The organism is Rhizobium sp. S152, from assembly GCF_030380735.1.
GTDB lineage: Bacteria > Pseudomonadota > Alphaproteobacteria > Rhizobiales > Rhizobiaceae > Rhizobium.
Map to the genome: position 1 here is coordinate 165,008 of NZ_JAUDRZ010000026.1, position 15,318 is coordinate 180,325.

A 15,318-nucleotide genomic window follows, 5' to 3' on the forward strand; every position below is an offset into this window, starting at 1 on the left:
GCTAGCTTCACCCGACCCGAGTCTTTCGAGCCGCCGGAGTTAATATGAGCGCGACAAAACCGAGACGACCGACCTGACCTGATTTCCACGTGCCGGCGGCTACGCGCCCGAATGCCCGCCCAGCGAAAGCCTCAATAGCAAGAACAATCCCGCGAGCATATCTCTGACAAGATGCCGACCACCCGGTAAAGAGACCGGGACACGATTGCGGACCGGCGAACGGGGCGCCGGAAGATGTCACTAAACTAAACTATTAGAGGCTGTTTCTGGCGCCCCGTCCGAACCAGGCATCATCACCCGGAGGGATCGTCCCGGCCGGGCATGACCTCTGTTTCAGCGGCTGTACCGGATCGGGACGATATCGGGCCAACCGCCCTCGCCGGCATAAGATTGCCGGCCGGACGGATTCAGCATTCGCTAAATCCTTGGCGCTAAGAAGGAAGCACTGAGATCGAGGTATGGTCGATGAATGTCTCTGCTGTCATGAACACGGCTCTTTCGGGAATGCGCGCGCAGACCCGCAGGTTCGCGGATGTCGCGACCAACGTCGCCAATGCAACGACGCCGGGCTACACGAGGGTCGACAGCGCCAGGCCTGGCGTCGAGACCGGCCAGCCGATGGATATCACCGCCGAGATGACCGACATGATCGAGGCAAAGCAGGCCTATCAGGCCAATGCGGTGATGTTCGAAACGGGCGCCGATTTCTGGGAACTGCTGCGATCAGTCAAGCGCGACTAGCCCGGTTCTTAGGACGTCATCCCCACAGCATCGCCACGGCATAGCCGAGCACCACGGCGCCGAAGCCGATGATCAGCCAGCCGGAAATGCGACGCACCAGCAGCGTCAGGTCGCTCGATATGCGGTCGCGGGCCAGCGTCACGGCGCCGCTCAATCCCATCCACCAGGCCATCGCCCCGCAGAACACCCCGGTCACGATCGTTACCGTCTCTGTGGCCGTGCCGCCCTCGACCAGCCCGAGCCCTGCGAAGAGCCCGCCGAAGGAGAGCAGTGCGCCGGGATTGGAAATGGCGAGCACGAAGGTCGAGGCGATCGTCCGTGCCAGATCGCGCCCGCCGACATCGGCCGCGTCCGCCGGCGGCGTCACCAGATCACGAATGCCGAGCGCGATCAGCAGCATTCCGCCGATAGCGGCGATCACCATCGCATAGGAATCGATCGCATCCGCAACGATCGCGATCCCGGCCAGAGCCACCAGCGCGTAAAACGCATCGCCGATCGCCGCCCCGATCCCGATCGCCGTCCCCGAACCGAACCCGCCGCGCAGGCTGCGGTTGATGCAGAGCGTCGCGATCGGTCCCGGCGGAACGGTGATGATCAGTCCGAGAAGCGCGCCTTTGGCGAAAAGCAGGGGAAGTGCGTCGAGGGTCATATGAGGCAAACGTTTGGCGCAGCCAATTCGACGGCGCAAGATGCGAAGACCGTAAAAATAAAAAAGCCGCCATCGCTGGCGGCTCGCATCGGGGCAGAAGCTGTGGACCTAGCGCGAGGCCGGCGCCACGGCGTCGCCGCGCGCCGCAAGGGCCGCTAGATCGGCAGGCTTGAGCTCGACCGATTCGCCGCACCCGCAAGCCGACGTCTGGTTCGGATTGGTGAAGGTGAAGCCGGAGCGCAACGTCGTCTGCTCGAAGCCCATCTCCGTGCCCAGAAGATAGAGAACGGCCGACGGCTCGATCCAGACCTTGGCGCCATCGCGCTCGATCAGGTCGTCCTTGGCATTGGGCTCGGTGACGAGGTCGATGGTGTACTCCATCCCGGCGCAACCGCCCTTCTTGATCCCGACGCGAATCCCCTTCGCCTCCGGTCCCGAATTCTCGACGATCGCCTTCACCCGCGCCGCGGCGGTGTCGGTCATGCTCATGACTGCAAAGCCCATGGGCCCATTCTCCTTCCGCAACCGGGGTCAAGATCCGGTGCTTGTTATATCGAATATGTAGTCGCTTGCAGGCGATCGATCAACCGGCTGACGTCACCGCATCTGCTTCGGCCAATCACGGGCGGCGTGGATGATGCGAAGTATCACCACATGCCGCGCTGCAATCTGGTAGAAAATCAGGTAATTCCCCTTGGGAAAGAGCCGCAGTTTCCGTTTCAAAGTCGTCCTTGAGACGCCCGTGCCCGGAAAATCCCCCAGCACCGCAAATGTCTCGTAGAGATCCGCCTGCCACTTCAAGGCGGCGGCCGGATTATCCCCGCCGATATGGACCATGATATCGTAGATATCGTTTTCCGCCCTCGGATGAAGGCGATAGGCCATTACGCCTTGTCCCCGAATTCCTGAATAAATCGATTGCGCAAACGCACAAAGGATTCCTCGCCATCAATAGGTTCGCCGCTTTCCAAGCCTTCGTCGATCAAACGGTCGATTTCATCAAGCGTGTAGCCGTAAATCAGTTGGCCAGACTGCCATTGGTCAAGCGCAGCAAGAAGCACATCGCCAGCCGAGCCGAATTGCCCCGAACTGACCGCAGCATTTACTGCTTCAGACATTTCAGGCGTGAGCTCCACGCTGATGATTTCACGGCTGCCCATTGGCAAAGCTCCTTTTCAACCAGCACCATGCTAGTCGAAACGGCCGCTCAATACCAGCCGACCGCCACTTGCGCCTCTTCCGACATCCGGTCCGGCGTCCACGGCGGATCGAAGGTCATCGCCACCTCGACGCCCGAGACGCCCTCGACGGAACCGACGGCATTTTCGACCCAGCCGGGCATCTCGCCGGCAACCGGGCAGCCGGGAGCCGTCAGCGTCATCATGATCTTCACCATGCGGTCGTCCTCGATGTCGATCTTGTAGATCAACCCGAGTTCGAAGATGTCGGCCGGAATTTCCGGGTCGTAGACCGTCTTCAGCGCCATGATGACGTCGTCGCTGAGACGCGCCAGTTCATCTTCAGGAATGCTGGAATGCACGATGCCTTCGCGCACGTCGATCTTCTGTTCGCTGTCGTCCAAACTCATGCGGACCACTCCTTATGCAAAGAACTTGCGCGCATATTCCAGCGCGTCGGCCAAGGCATCCACCTCGGCGCGGGTGTTGTACATGCCGAAGGATGCACGGCATGTGGAGGTGACGCCGAAGCGTTTCAAGAGTGGCATGGCGCAATGCGTGCCGGCCCGAACCGCGACGCCGCGGCGGTCGATCACCGTCGAGACGTCATGGGCGTGCAGCCCCTCGATCTCGAAGGAGAAGATCCCACCCTTGCCGGGCGCGTTGCCGATCACACGAAGCGAATTGATGTCGCGCAGCCGCTCGGCGGCATAGGCCGCCAGATCCGCCTCGTGCCGGGCGATCGCATCGCGGCCGATCTTGTCCATGTAGTCGAGCGCATAGCCGAGCCCGATAGCCTGCACGATCGGCGGCGTACCGGCCTCGAAGCGGTGCGGCGGGTCGTTGTAGGTCACGGCATCCTCGGTGACTTCGAAGATCATCTCGCCGCCGCCCTGGAAGGGTCGCATTGCCTTCAGCCGATCCTTCTTTCCGTAGAGCACGCCGATCCCCGAGGGACCATAGAGCTTGTGGCCGGTCATCACGTACCAGTCGCAGTCGATGTCCTGGACGTCGACTGGCATGTGAACGGCGCCCTGCGAGCCATCGACGAGGACGGGAATGCCGCGCTCGTGCGCGATCCGGCAAATCTCCTTGACCGGAACGACGGTGCCCAGCGCATTCGACATCTGCGTGATGGCAACGAGCTTGGTGCGCTCGGTCAGGCACTTCTCGAATTCCTCGATATGGAAGGCGCCCTCGTCGTCGACAGGCGCCCAGACCAGCTTGGCGCCCTGCCGCTCGCGAATGAAATGCCAGGGCACGATGTTGGAGTGATGCTCCATGATCGAGATGACGATCTCGTCTCCCTCGCCTATATTCGGCATGCCCCAGCCATAGGCGACCGTGTTGATCGCCTCGGTCGAGGACTTGGTGAAGACGATGTCGTCGACCGAAGGCGCGTTCAGGAAGCGGCGCACCTTTTCGCGCGCAGCTTCATAGGCTTCGGTGGCGGCATTGGACAGGAAGTGCAGGCCGCGATGCACATTGGCATATTCGTTGGAATAGGCATGGCTGATCGCGTCGATCACCACCTGCGGCTTCTGGGCCGAGGCGCCGTTGTCGAGATAGACCAGCGGCTTTCCGTACACTTCCTTCGCAAGGATCGGAAAATCCTTGCGAATGGCTTCGACGTCGTAAGCGACCGGTGCAGTCTGATCCATGTCACGCCCTTTCATATCGCGCTTCCGCGCCGTCATCCTCACGCTTGTCCCGAGGATCCAATCACGTTTCCACTCGTCGCAACGGTTGTGGACAAATCCACGACCGTCGAATTCCCGGCTGGCGGTAGCAGATCCTCGGGACAAGCCCGAGGATGACGCCGAGCGCGAGGCGACCTCGCCGTCACACAAACCGTCAGACTGGATGACATTACAGCAAGGCCACATGCGCCGTCGCCAACCATCGTCTCCCTGCACCAACTCTTACGGTCGTCATCCTCGGGCTTGTCCCGAGGATCTAAGCACGTCTCCACTTTCCGCAACGGTTATGGACAAGTCCACCCCGTCGAATTCTTGGTCAGCGGCTGCCGTTACGCGTGCTTCTCGAGCCAGGCCGAGATCACGCCTTCCAGCGCCTCGACCAGGGCTTCGTCTTCCAGTTCCTCGACGATCTCGGCAACGAAGGCGTTGACCAGCATGGCGCGCGCCTTGTTCTCCGGGATACCACGGGCCATCAGATAATAGAGATGGTTGTGGTCGATATCGGCGACCGTGGCGCCATGGCCGCACTGCACGTCGTCGGCGAAGATCTCCAGCTCCGGCTTTACCGAGAACTCGGCGTCGTCGGACATCAGCAGCGTGTTGCACGCCATCTTCGCGTCGGTCTTCTGCGCATCGGGTGCGACCCGGATCATGCCCTGGAACACGCCCTTGGCGCGATCGAACACGACGTTGCGGATCACTTCCGTCGAGCCGGTGTGCGGCACGTTATGACCGAGCACCATGGTGACGTCGGTATGCGTCTCGGCGCCGAGCAGGTTGATCCCCCGCAGGGTCAGGTCTGCGCCCTCGCCCGTCACGTCGATATGCAGTTCCTGGCGCACCAGCTGGCCGCCGGCATTGATCACGAACAGCTTCAGCTTGGCGTCGGCGGCGAGATCCACGCGGATCTGGCCGAGATGCGTGTCGTCCGTGCCCTGCTGCTGGACGATGATCCAGGTGAGCTCGGTGCCTTCCCCAACAGTGATGTCACTGACATGCGACACGAATGCCGGATTGTTCGTCACCGACAGGTGACGCTCGATCACGGTGCCCTTCACGCCGGAGCCGAATGCAACAGGAAGCCGCGTATGCGTCTGGCCGCCGGCATGAACGAACTGGATTTCCAACGGCTCTTCGAGCTCGGTGCTATCGGCCACGTCGAGTACATAGCCGTCGCGCACGAAGCTGCCGTTGATCCGACCGACGGCGTCGTCGGAGCCGAGCGCCGCCAGACCGTCCGCCGCCGTCCCGTTCGACAGTTGTGCGGCATAGCCGGCGATATCGACCCCTTCGACGGCAGCCTTCAGATTTGGCAGGCCCTGGATGACCGAGAGAACCGAGGAGCCCTCGACCAGTGCTTCACGGGCATCCGATCCCGCATCGCCGGCCTGCTCGGGAATGATCCGCAGCAGGTTGCGCAAGTCGGTATAGTGCCAGGCTTCGATGCGGCGCGTCGGCAGGCCGCTCGTCTTGAGATCGTCGAGCAGCCGGTCGCGAATGGCGATCACCGCGCCGTCGCCGGGCAGTTCGCCGATCTGGTTGTTGAACGCCTCGATGAGCGCCGCTTCCGCGGCGGTCTGGCGGTTAGTCGTCTGCATGTTCATGCGACCTGTCCTTTCCGCCCGAAATCAGGCTGCCGCTCCGATGATGTCGGCATAGCCATTGGCTTCCAGATCATGCGCCAGCGTCTTGTCGCCGCTCTTGATGACCTGGCCCTTGTAGAGAACGTGGACGGTATCCGGCACGATGTAGTCGAGCAGGCGCTGGTAGTGGGTGATGACGATGACGGCGCGGTCAGGGGAACGCAGGGCATTCACGCCGTCAGCAACGATCTTCAGCGCGTCGATGTCGAGGCCGCTGTCGGTCTCGTCGAGGATGCAAAGCTGCGGTTCGAGCAGGGCCATCTGCAGGATTTCGGCGCGCTTCTTCTCACCGCCGGAGAAGCCGACGTTGAGCGGGCGCTTCAGCATCTCGGTGTTGATCTGCAGCTTGGCGGCCGCGTCCTTGACGAGGCGCATGAAATCAGGCGTCTTCAGCTCTTCCTCGCCACGCGCCTTGCGCTGTTCGTTCATCGCCACCTTCAGGAACTGCATGGTGGCGACGCCCGGGATTTCGACCGGATACTGGAAGGCCAGGAAGATGCCCTTGGAGGCGCGTTCTGCCGGATCGAGCTCGAGGATGCTCTCGCCGTTGTAGAGGATGTCGCCTTCGGTGACTTCGTAATCGTCGCGACCCGACAGGATGTAGGACAGCGTCGACTTGCCGGAGCCGTTCGGCCCCATGATGGCAGCCACTTCGCCGGCCTTCACGGTCAGGTTCAGGCCCTTGATAATCTCGGTGCCATCTTCGGCGATGCGGGCGTGCAGGTTCTTGATTTCAAGCATCTTTGTTATCTCTTGATTGTCTGCTTCCATAGAGGAAGCGATTCAGCGTCTCATTACGAACTTCTGACGAAATCCAGAAAATTACTGTCAGACAGGCAAGCGAGACTGCTCCGACTATTTTGGCCAACGGCCAATCGCCAAGCAGACCGGCGAGTCCAACAAAAAGACCGACAACGCAAACAAAGATGGCGGTCAGCATCGTCTTCATGCCCACAGTCATCTCTGTTGCGCTCCCGTTCATCACCCCACGCTACCTTCCAGCGAAATGCTGATCAGCTTCTGCGCTTCGACGGCGAATTCCATCGGCAGTTCCTGCAGCACTTCCTTGACGAAGCCGTTGACGATCAGCGCGATCGCCTCTTCTTCGGGAATGCCGCGCTGCAGGCAGTAGAACTTCTGGTCCTCGGAGATCTTTGAGGTGGTGGCCTCGTGCTCGAACTGCGCGGTCGAGTTCTTCGCCTCGATGTAGGGCACCGTGTGGGCGCCGCACTTGTCGCCGATCAAAAGCGAATCGCACTGCGTGAAGTTGCGGGCGTTCGATGCCTTGCGGTGGGCCGAAACCTGACCGCGATAGGTGTTCTGCGAGACGCCGGCGGCAATGCCCTTCGAGACGATGCGGCTCGATGTGTTCTTGCCGAGATGGATCATCTTGGTGCCCGAATCGATCTGCTGATGGCCGTTGGAAACGGCGATCGAATAGAACTCGCCTCTGGAATCGTCGCCGCGCAGGATGCAGGACGGATACTTCCAGGTGATCGCCGAGCCGGTTTCGACCTGCGTCCACGAGATCTTCGAACGGTCGCCACGGCAATCGCCGCGCTTGGTCACGAAGTTGTAGATGCCGCCCTTGCCCTGCGCATCGCCGGGATACCAATTCTGCACTGTCGAATACTTGATCTCGGCGTCATCGAGAGCCACGAGCTCGACCACGGCCGCATGCAGCTGGTTTTCGTCGCGCTGCGGCGCGGTGCAGCCTTCGAGATAGGAGACGTAGGCGCCCTCTTCGGCGATGATCAGCGTGCGCTCGAACTGGCCGGTGTTCTTCTCGTTGATACGGAAGTAGGTGGACAGCTCCATCGGGCAACGAACGCCCTTGGGAACGAAGACGAAGGATCCATCGGTGAAGACGGCAGAATTCAGCGTCGCATAGTAGTTGTCGGTGGTCGGAACGACCGAGCCGAGATACTTGCGCACGAGTTCCGGGTGCTCGCGGATGGCTTCCGAGATCGACATGAAGATTACGCCGGCCTTCTTCAGCTCTTCCTTGAACGTCGTGACGACGGAAACGCTGTCGAAAACGGCATCGACGGCGATCCGGGGCTTTTCGACGCCGGCCAGGATTTCCTGCTCTTTCAGCGGAATGCCGAGCTTCTCATAGACTTTCAGAATCTCCGGATCGACCTCTTCGAGAGACTTTGGCCCCGGCGTGCTTTTCGGCGCGGCATAGTAGTGAATGTCGTTGAAGTCGATCTTCGGATAGTCGACGCGAGCCCAGGTCGGCTCTTCGAGCGTCAGCCAACGCTTGTACGCTTCCAGACGCCACTCGAGCATCCAGTCCGGCTCCTGCTTCTTGGCGGAAATGAAGCGGATGATGTCTTCGGACAGGCCCTTGGGCGCCTTGTCCATTTCGATGATGGTCTCGAAACCGTATTTGTACTGGTCAACGTCGATCTCGCGTACGCGGTCGACCGTTTCCTGGACGGCTGGCATGTCTCTCTCCAATCTTGCCGGAGAAAAGGTCCGGCAGCTTGTATCGCGGGCATTATCGGTTGCCCTTATGTAGGTGGCCAGAAGGGCTTTTTCAGCCCGAATGGCAAGCAGAAATTTGCGTTTCCGCAAATTTATGAGGCAGTCATGCCGCCTCTCCGGCCGGCTTTCGCCGGGCGGCAATTTTCGCGAAGGCGGCAATCGCCCTATCGATATCGTCTGGCGTCGTCGAAAAGCCGAGCGAGATGCGCAAGGCGCCGAGCTTCGGGTCGTTGCCCATGGCGGTGAGCACATGACTTTCGCCGACCTTGCCGGACGAGCATGCGGATCCCGCCGAAAGCGCCACACCTTCGAGATCGAACGCGATCTGCCCGGTTTCGGCCTTCAGGCCCGGCAGGGTGAAAAACGTGGTGTTCGCGACGCGCTGTCCTTCGGCGCCATGAATAATCACGTCGGGCGCGGCGGCCCGCATGCCGGCTTCCAGCCGGTCACGCAACGCGGAGACTGATTCATTGCGTCTATCGAACTCGGCAAGCGCCGCCTCGGCGGCCGCTCCGAAGCCGATCACGGCCAGCGAATTTTCCGTCCCCGAGCGGTGACCCTTCTCCTGGCCGCCACCATGGATCAGCGGGCGCGGCATCAAAACCTCGCCACGAGAAATCAGTGCGCCGGCGCCCTTGGGGCCGCCGATCTTGTGCGAGGAAACGATCAGGAAATCGGCGCCGAGTTCATTGATGTCGAGTGCGATACGGCCAGCCGCCTGCACCGCGTCCACCACCAGCAGCCCGCCATGCGCATGCACGATCTCGGCCGCTTCCCGAACCGGCTGCACGATGCCCGTCTCGTTGTTCACGAGCATGATCGCGACCATCGGCAGGCCGAAAGTCTTGTCATGCGCCTCAAGCAGGCCGCGCAACGCATCGAGATCGACGACGCCGGCGGAGGTGACGGCGATCTCGCTTGTCTTGTCTTTCGGGAAGCGTCCACCCTCGCGCACGGCGGGATGCTCGATCGCGGAATAATAGAGATGTCCGACGGCGAGCGGCGTGCGGCCCATCCGGAAATCCGGCGTCAGGACCATGTTGGCGGCTTCCGTGGCACCACTCGTCAGGATCACGTGGGCGGGATCGGCGGCTGCGAGCTTCGCGACCTGACGGCGGGCGGCCTCGATCGCGGCGCGGACGGCACGGCCCTCGCCATGCACGGAATTCGGATTGCCGAACAGATCGAGCGCGCGCAGGACGGCCTCGCGCGCCGCGGGATGCAGCGGCGACGTCGCGTTCCAGTCAAGATAGAGGCGTGTCGACGCCATGATCCGAAGTCCTGCCTTGATACTTGCGCGCCGCTCGGCTCATTTTCCTTGAAAAGTCGGCCGGGCTTGCCTTATGACACATCCACAATGCGTGGTTCGCCATGCAAGTTTCGAATTGTTCTAAACTGCGTTTTAGAAAAGCTGACAACGTCCGTCAAGTCTGCGCAGCGTGAACGCGAACAAATAAACGCCGGAGTACCGATGCCCGAAGTCATTTTCAACGGCCCTGCCGGCCGTCTTGAAGGCCGCTACCAGCCCTCCAAGGAAAAAAGCGCACCGATTGCCCTCATCCTGCACCCGCACCCGCAGTTCGGCGGCACGATGAACAACCAGATCGTCTACCAGCTCTTCTACATGTTCCAGAAGCGCGGTTTCACGACGTTGCGCTTCAACTTCCGTGGCATCGGCCGCAGCCAGGGCGAGTTCGACCACGGCGCCGGCGAGCTTTCGGATGCGGCATCCGCGCTCGACTGGGTGCAGAGCCTGCATCCCGATTCGAAGACCTGCTGGGTCGCCGGCTATTCCTTCGGCTCGTGGATCGGCATGCAGCTCCTGATGCGCCGGCCGGAGATCGAAGGCTTCATGTCGATCGCGCCGCAGCCGAACACTTACGACTTCTCCTTCCTCGCACCCTGCCCGTCGTCGGGCCTGATCATCAACGGCGACGCCGACAAGGTTGCGCCCGAGAAGGACGTCAACGGTCTGGTCGAGAAACTGAAGACCCAGAAGGGCATCCTGATCACCCACCGCACGGTGCCGGGCGCCAACCACTTCTTCAACGGCCAAGTGGAAACGCTGATGGGCGAATGCGAGGACTACCTCGACCGCCGGCTCAACGGCGAACTGGTCCCGGAACCGGCCGCCAAGCGCATCCGCTGACGATGCGGATCGTTGTCGATACCAACGTGCTCGTCAGCGCTGTATCGGCAACGGCCATAGACTCAGCGTCGTTTTCGAAGAGCGAATTTCATGACGATGCTGAGTTTTCAGGTTTCCAAGGACGTCGAGAAGAAGGTCGCAGACATTGCGGCCGAGAGCGGTAGAACCGTCGAGGATCTGCTGAGCGACATGACTGCGCGCATGGTGCGGGACTTCGAAGCACGCCAGACGTTCGAAACAATGGCGGAACGCGGACGCGGTGAGGTCGATAAGGCGTTGGACCTCCTGGGCGAGCCGGACGCCAACGGCTGACCTAAGCCCGCCGCATCTGGGCAGTCAGTTCGAACGTTGGGCACGACATCTTGTCGATAATCATCGGCGTGCGGCTTCGCATGCCGATTTTCGTCAGCACGCGCTGCGAGGCCAGATTGTCGGGATGCGTGAAAGCGATGAACTGGGACGCGTAGCGCTTTTCGAAGAACCAATCGGCCAGCCCGTTCGCCAGTTCCGTCGCATAGCCCTTGCCCCATTCGGCGTGGTGGAGCGAATAGCCGAGCTCAAACTCGCCACGTTCGCCGCCATAGCGGGAGAAGCCGGCGCGGCCGATGAAGCGGCCGTCGTCGAGGCTGGTCACCTTGTACTTTGTGGTGCGATCGCGTGCCTGCTCGGCAAAGAAGCTCATGAAGCGCTCCTCGACCTTCTCCTCGCTCCAAGGTGCTGCGCCGGAGAGATAACGGGTCGTCTCGATCGTCGAATGCAGGTCCCGTAGCAGATGCATGTCCTGCCGCCGCCACATCGACAGAACGAGCCGCGGGGTTTTCAGGATGATGTCGTCGCTCATGGCTTCCTCGCTACTATGCCGCCCGTCACCGGCTCGCGGACGCCGGTGGTGCCGGGAAAGGTGAGCGCCAGGCCATCGAGCGAGCGTACCGCCAGATAGGCCCAGGCTTCCGCCTCCATCGAATCGCCATTGAACCCGGCTTCCTCGGCGGAGATCACCCGGGCGCCGTGACCATGTGCGAGATCGCTCAGATCCCGCATTAGCACCTTGTTCAATCGCCCACCGCCGCAGACGACATAGAGATTCGGCATGACAGGCAGGTGACCCGATGATTTGACGATCGAGGCCGCCGCGACATAGGCGAGCGTCCGTGCCCCGTCGGCGAGTTCCGCATCGGCGCCCGATGGCGGCGGAAAATCGTTACGGTCGAGCGAGCGTCGCTTCTGCGCCGTGAAGAACGGGCTGTCGAGATAACGGTCAGCCAGTGCGGCGATGATCCGGCCCTCCGAGGCGATCATCCCGCCCTGGTCGAAGGGCACGCCGGCATGCGTCTCGACCCACTGGTCGATCAGCGTGTTGCCGGGCCCGCTGTCGTAGCCGATGATCGCGCCATCCGCACCGATGAAGGTCAGGTTGGAAATCCCGCCGATATTGACGAAACAGACCGGCGGCGTGGCATCGGTCACATTGGCGGCGAGGGCCGCGTGATAGACCGGCACCAGCGGCGCGCCCTGCCCGCCATGCACCATGTCGTTGGCGCGAAGGTCGTAGACGACCGAAATTCCGGTCTCCCGGGCCAGAAGCCGCCCGTCGCCGATCTGCACCGTCAGCGCTTCGTCGGGCCGGTGCAGTACGGTCTGCCCATGAAAGCCGATCACGTCGATCGCCCCGGCATCAAGCCCGTTCGCCGCGATAAATTCCCTAACGGCAATTGAATGACGTTGCGTAAGCTCGCGCTCGATCGCCGCCAACTCACCCGGCCGCTGCTCCCGATGCGTGATGCCCTTCGCCTGCTCCAGCGCAAGCTTCAGCCGGTCGCGGAAGGCGGGATCGTAAGGCACGCCGAGCGAAGGTCCCCGCTCGACCAGATCGCGGCCATCGGTGCGCAGCAGCGCCACATCGATGCCATCCATCGAGGTCCCGCTCATCAGGCCGATCGCCGTGCGTATCTTTCCCATGCTTCCCCTGCATCCAACAAGGCGGAGACTCAATCAACCAAATGGTGACTGTGCGAGAAAACAGTGCTAAACGCGCCGCTCCACATCAACAATAGCCAATCCGAAAATCCTGATCCGAAAGCAAAAGGTCATGACCGAGTTCAAATCCGATTTCCTCCGCACGCTGAAAGAGCGTGGCTTCATTCATCAGATCTCCGATGAATCCGGCCTCGACGCCCTTCTCGCCAAGGAAACCGTGACTGCTTATATCGGCTATGACCCGACGGCACCCTCGCTCCATGCCGGTTCGCTGATCCAGATCATGATGCTCCACTGGTTTCAGGCGACCGGCCACCGGCCGATCTCGCTGATGGGCGGCGGCACCGGCATGGTCGGCGATCCGTCGTTCAAGGACGATGCACGCCAGTTGATGACCATCGACACGATCGAGAGCAACATCGCTTCGATCAAAAGCGTCTTCGCCAACTACCTGTCCTACGGCGAAGGCCCCAAAGATGCGATGATGATCAACAACGCCGACTGGCTGCGTGGCATCAACTACCTCGAGTTCCTGCGCGACGTCGGCCGCCATTTCTCGGTCAACCGCATGCTGGCCTTCGACAGCGTCAAGACGCGGCTCGATCGCGAGCAGTCGCTGTCCTTCCTCGAATTCAACTACATGATCCTGCAGGCCTACGATTTTGTCGAACTGAACAAGCGCTACGACTGCCGCCTTCAGATGGGCGGCTCCGACCAGTGGGGCAACATCGTCAACGGCATCGATCTCGGTCACCGCATGGGGACCGAGCAGCTTTACGCGTTGACTTCGCCGCTACTCACCACCGCCTCCGGCGCCAAGATGGGCAAGTCGCTGAACGGCGCCGTCTGGCTGAACCCGGACATGCTGTCGGCCTACGACTTCTGGCAATACTGGCGCAATACCGAGGATGCCGACGTCTCGCGCTTCCTGAAGCTCTACACGACGCTGCCGATGGACGAGATCGCCCGTCTTTCGGCACTCGGCGGCTCCGAGATCAACGAGGTCAAGAAGATCCTCGCGACCGAGGTCACGGCAATGCTGCACGGCCGTGAAAACGCCGAGCAGGCAGCCGAGACGGCTCGCAAGACCTTCGAGGAAGGCGCGCTTTCAGACAACCTGCCCTCGATCGACGTTCCGGCCGCCGAACTCGACGCCGGCATCGGCCTGCTCGCGCTGATCGTCAAGGCCGGCCTCGCCGCTTCCAACGGCGAAGCACGCCGTCACGTCCAGGGGGGCGCGGTGCGGATTAACGATGCGGCGATTTCCGACGAGCGCAAGGTGATCGGCTCCGGCGAAGTGACCGGCGACGGCGTGATCAAGCTGTCGCTCGGCAAGAAAAAACACATTCTTGTTCGTCCCACGGCTTAAGCCGCGGCACCGGAAACATACAGTGAAAAGCCGGCGCCATGCCGGCTTTTTTCTTGCCGCTAAGCGGTGCCCGAGCTTGAAGCGTGTTGAGCCGCTATGCGCTTTTCTTCAATGCCGCGACATCGCGCTGAAGCCAATCGTCGATCAGTCGATCCCATTTCGTCGGAACCTGAATAGCGTTCCAGGCGACAGCCGAGTTCCTGGACAGCCGCTCATATTCCTCCGGATCGGACAAGAGGCTGTCGATCCTGCCGGCTAGTGCTTGGCCGTCAGTCGCGCGAAACTGCGGCACGTCGGCCTCGCCCCGCAAGAGACCCTTGAACATGGGATGATCCGAAGTGATCAACGGCGTTCGGGAACACAGCGCCTCGTATATTGTCAGCGGAAGGCCTTCGCCATAGTCGTGCCGGCTGGGAACGACGATAACGTCCGATTTGTTCATCGTCTCTATGACCTTGTCGTTGCGCAAGACGCCGTGGTAGCTCACCACATCTTCCAGATCGCGCTGTGCGATATAGGTCTTGAGCCATTCGACATCGCCATTGCCGTAAATGCGCAGATCGATGGGCCTGCCTGCCTGCTTTAGCACCCCGGCCGCATCCACCAGATCACCGACGCCCTTGGCTGCCACGATGAGACCGACATAGAAGGCGGTTCTGCCGGCTGGCATTGTCTTGGGCGCGTTCTGATCGGGCGTATTGAACTGGGGGTAGTCCCAGGCGATGACCTTGCGCCTGTCCACTCCCATTTCGATAAGCTGCTCCGTCGCGAGCTTTCCGTGGTTTGCGACGATCTCGATGCACTTCGCGTTCAGATAACGGCTCGTCAGGAAGCGCGTTACATGGTCTTTCAGCGACTTTGCCTGAAACGAATCCGCCAGCAAGGCGAGCGTCGGAATTCCCGATTTCGCGACCCACCGGAGAAGCCGACGATCCGGCGTGCGAAGGATGATCCGGTTCGGACCGAACGCCTTGATCGCGCGGATCATTTCGGTGTGATCGAAGGCGGAGTGAAAGCCCGCGCCTACCGCTTGAGCGCCGCTCGGCAACGTTTCTTCGTATTTCTCTTCGGTGAAACCCGTGATCGTTGTGACCGCGGAGACCCTCGAGGCGAGATCATGGACGTAGTCGACGGTGAATCTCTGCGCTCGGTAGTTCTCGGGACCGCCGTTTGCAAAGCGCCTTGAAGCCTCGCGAAAGTCTCCCGCATACTGTACGATTGCTATACGCAGGTCTTCCATGATGCCCCCGATCGGCAATCTATTTGTCGTCAATACTTTTATAGGTCCGATGTAAATATAATAAAATCAGGAAAATACACGATCAACCAACAGATAATAATCATCTTTATAGATGAAACGAAAAGAACATATTCTTTCGCTTCATGCTCAGAGGCGCAGCGAAGGTCTGAGCGGTCTCC

General features: G+C 61.1%; 18 protein-coding genes. 4 read left to right on the forward strand and 14 right to left on the reverse strand.

Annotation, left to right across the window (positions count from 1 at the left end; translation table 11 throughout):
• Positions 1–465: 465 nt before the first annotated feature.
• Entirely contained in the window at positions 466–741 is a 276-nt protein-coding gene (locus QTL95_RS20030) for a flagellar basal body rod C-terminal domain-containing protein (RefSeq protein WP_289721675.1), read from the forward strand.
• A gap of 16 nt (positions 742–757) precedes the next feature.
• On the opposite strand, the gene QTL95_RS20035 is transcribed toward QTL95_RS20030, so the two are convergent.
• The 11 genes from QTL95_RS20035 to QTL95_RS20085 all read right to left on the reverse strand — a co-directional run bounded on the left by QTL95_RS20035 (position 758) and on the right by QTL95_RS20085 (position 9,674).
• Positions 758–1,393, reverse strand: coding sequence for a LysE family translocator (locus tag QTL95_RS20035; protein WP_289721676.1), 636 nt, complete (start codon positions 1,391–1,393; stop codon positions 758–760).
• A 108-nt stretch (positions 1,394–1,501) separates the two neighbouring features.
• Entirely contained in the window at positions 1,502–1,897 is a 396-nt protein-coding gene (gene sufA, locus QTL95_RS20040) for a Fe-S cluster assembly scaffold SufA (RefSeq protein ID WP_289721677.1), read from the reverse strand.
• A gap of 93 nt (positions 1,898–1,990) precedes the next feature.
• Complete coding sequence (locus QTL95_RS20045) at positions 1,991–2,278, reverse strand: type II toxin-antitoxin system RelE/ParE family toxin (protein ID WP_289721678.1); 288 nt, start codon at positions 2,276–2,278, stop codon at positions 1,991–1,993.
• Positions 2,278–2,553 (reverse strand): ribbon-helix-helix domain-containing protein, encoded by a 276-nt coding sequence (locus QTL95_RS20050; protein ID WP_289721679.1) that lies wholly within the window; start codon positions 2,551–2,553, stop codon positions 2,278–2,280. Before QTL95_RS20050 ends, QTL95_RS20045 begins: the two co-directional genes overlap by 1 nt.
• A gap of 47 nt (positions 2,554–2,600) precedes the next feature.
• A complete protein-coding gene (locus QTL95_RS20055; RefSeq protein WP_018902236.1) occupies positions 2,601–2,981 on the reverse strand; it encodes an SUF system Fe-S cluster assembly protein in 381 nt (126 codons plus the stop codon).
• A gap of 12 nt (positions 2,982–2,993) precedes the next feature.
• Positions 2,994–4,232 (reverse strand): cysteine desulfurase, encoded by a 1,239-nt coding sequence (locus QTL95_RS20060; RefSeq protein WP_289721680.1) that lies wholly within the window; start codon positions 4,230–4,232, stop codon positions 2,994–2,996.
• Positions 4,233–4,600: 368 nt separating this feature from the next.
• Complete coding sequence (gene sufD, locus QTL95_RS20065) at positions 4,601–5,875, reverse strand: Fe-S cluster assembly protein SufD (protein ID WP_289721681.1); 1,275 nt, start codon at positions 5,873–5,875, stop codon at positions 4,601–4,603.
• Positions 5,876–5,899: 24 nt separating this feature from the next.
• A complete protein-coding gene (gene sufC, locus QTL95_RS20070; RefSeq protein ID WP_289721682.1) occupies positions 5,900–6,655 on the reverse strand; it encodes a Fe-S cluster assembly ATPase SufC in 756 nt (251 codons plus the stop codon).
• The gene (locus QTL95_RS20075; RefSeq protein ID WP_289721683.1) at positions 6,648–6,863 is read right to left on the reverse strand and encodes a hypothetical protein; all 216 of its coding nucleotides are present in this window, start codon (positions 6,861–6,863) and stop codon (positions 6,648–6,650) included. The genes sufC and QTL95_RS20075 overlap by 8 nt, the downstream gene beginning before the upstream one ends.
• 32 nt (positions 6,864–6,895) lie before the next feature.
• On the reverse strand, positions 6,896–8,365 hold the full coding sequence (sufB, locus tag QTL95_RS20080; RefSeq protein WP_289721684.1) for a Fe-S cluster assembly protein SufB: 1,470 nt from the start codon (positions 8,363–8,365) through the stop codon (positions 6,896–6,898).
• 142 nt (positions 8,366–8,507) lie between these two features.
• Positions 8,508–9,674, reverse strand: a complete 1,167-nt coding sequence (locus QTL95_RS20085) for a cysteine desulfurase family protein (RefSeq protein WP_289721685.1) — start codon at positions 9,672–9,674, stop codon at positions 8,508–8,510.
• A 201-nt stretch (positions 9,675–9,875) separates the two neighbouring features.
• Here QTL95_RS20085 and QTL95_RS20090 point away from each other — a divergent pair, with 201 nt between their 5' ends.
• Positions 9,876–10,553, forward strand: coding sequence for an alpha/beta hydrolase (locus QTL95_RS20090; RefSeq protein WP_018902229.1), 678 nt, complete (start codon positions 9,876–9,878; stop codon positions 10,551–10,553).
• A gap of 90 nt (positions 10,554–10,643) precedes the next feature.
• Entirely contained in the window at positions 10,644–10,865 is a 222-nt protein-coding gene (locus QTL95_RS20095) for a hypothetical protein (protein WP_289721686.1), read from the forward strand.
• A gap of 1 nt (position 10,866) precedes the next feature.
• On the opposite strand, the gene QTL95_RS20100 is transcribed toward QTL95_RS20095, so the two are convergent.
• Both QTL95_RS20100 and QTL95_RS20105 read right to left on the reverse strand, forming a co-directional pair.
• The gene (locus QTL95_RS20100) at positions 10,867–11,394 is read right to left on the reverse strand and encodes a GNAT family N-acetyltransferase (protein WP_289721687.1); all 528 of its coding nucleotides are present in this window, start codon (positions 11,392–11,394) and stop codon (positions 10,867–10,869) included.
• Positions 11,391–12,512: an anhydro-N-acetylmuramic acid kinase gene (locus tag QTL95_RS20105; RefSeq protein ID WP_289721688.1), complete on the reverse strand. Its 1,122-nt coding sequence runs from the start codon at positions 12,510–12,512 to the stop codon at positions 11,391–11,393. Before QTL95_RS20105 ends, QTL95_RS20100 begins: the two co-directional genes overlap by 4 nt.
• A 130-nt stretch (positions 12,513–12,642) precedes the next feature.
• Here QTL95_RS20105 and tyrS point away from each other — a divergent pair, with 130 nt between their 5' ends.
• On the forward strand, positions 12,643–13,899 hold the full coding sequence (tyrS, locus tag QTL95_RS20110) for a tyrosine--tRNA ligase (RefSeq protein ID WP_289721689.1): 1,257 nt from the start codon (positions 12,643–12,645) through the stop codon (positions 13,897–13,899).
• 94 nt (positions 13,900–13,993) lie between these two features.
• Here the strand turns inward: tyrS and QTL95_RS20115 are convergent, their stop codons facing one another.
• Entirely contained in the window at positions 13,994–15,139 is a 1,146-nt protein-coding gene (locus tag QTL95_RS20115) for a glycosyltransferase (protein ID WP_289721690.1), read from the reverse strand.
• Positions 15,140–15,318 lie beyond the last annotated feature (179 nt).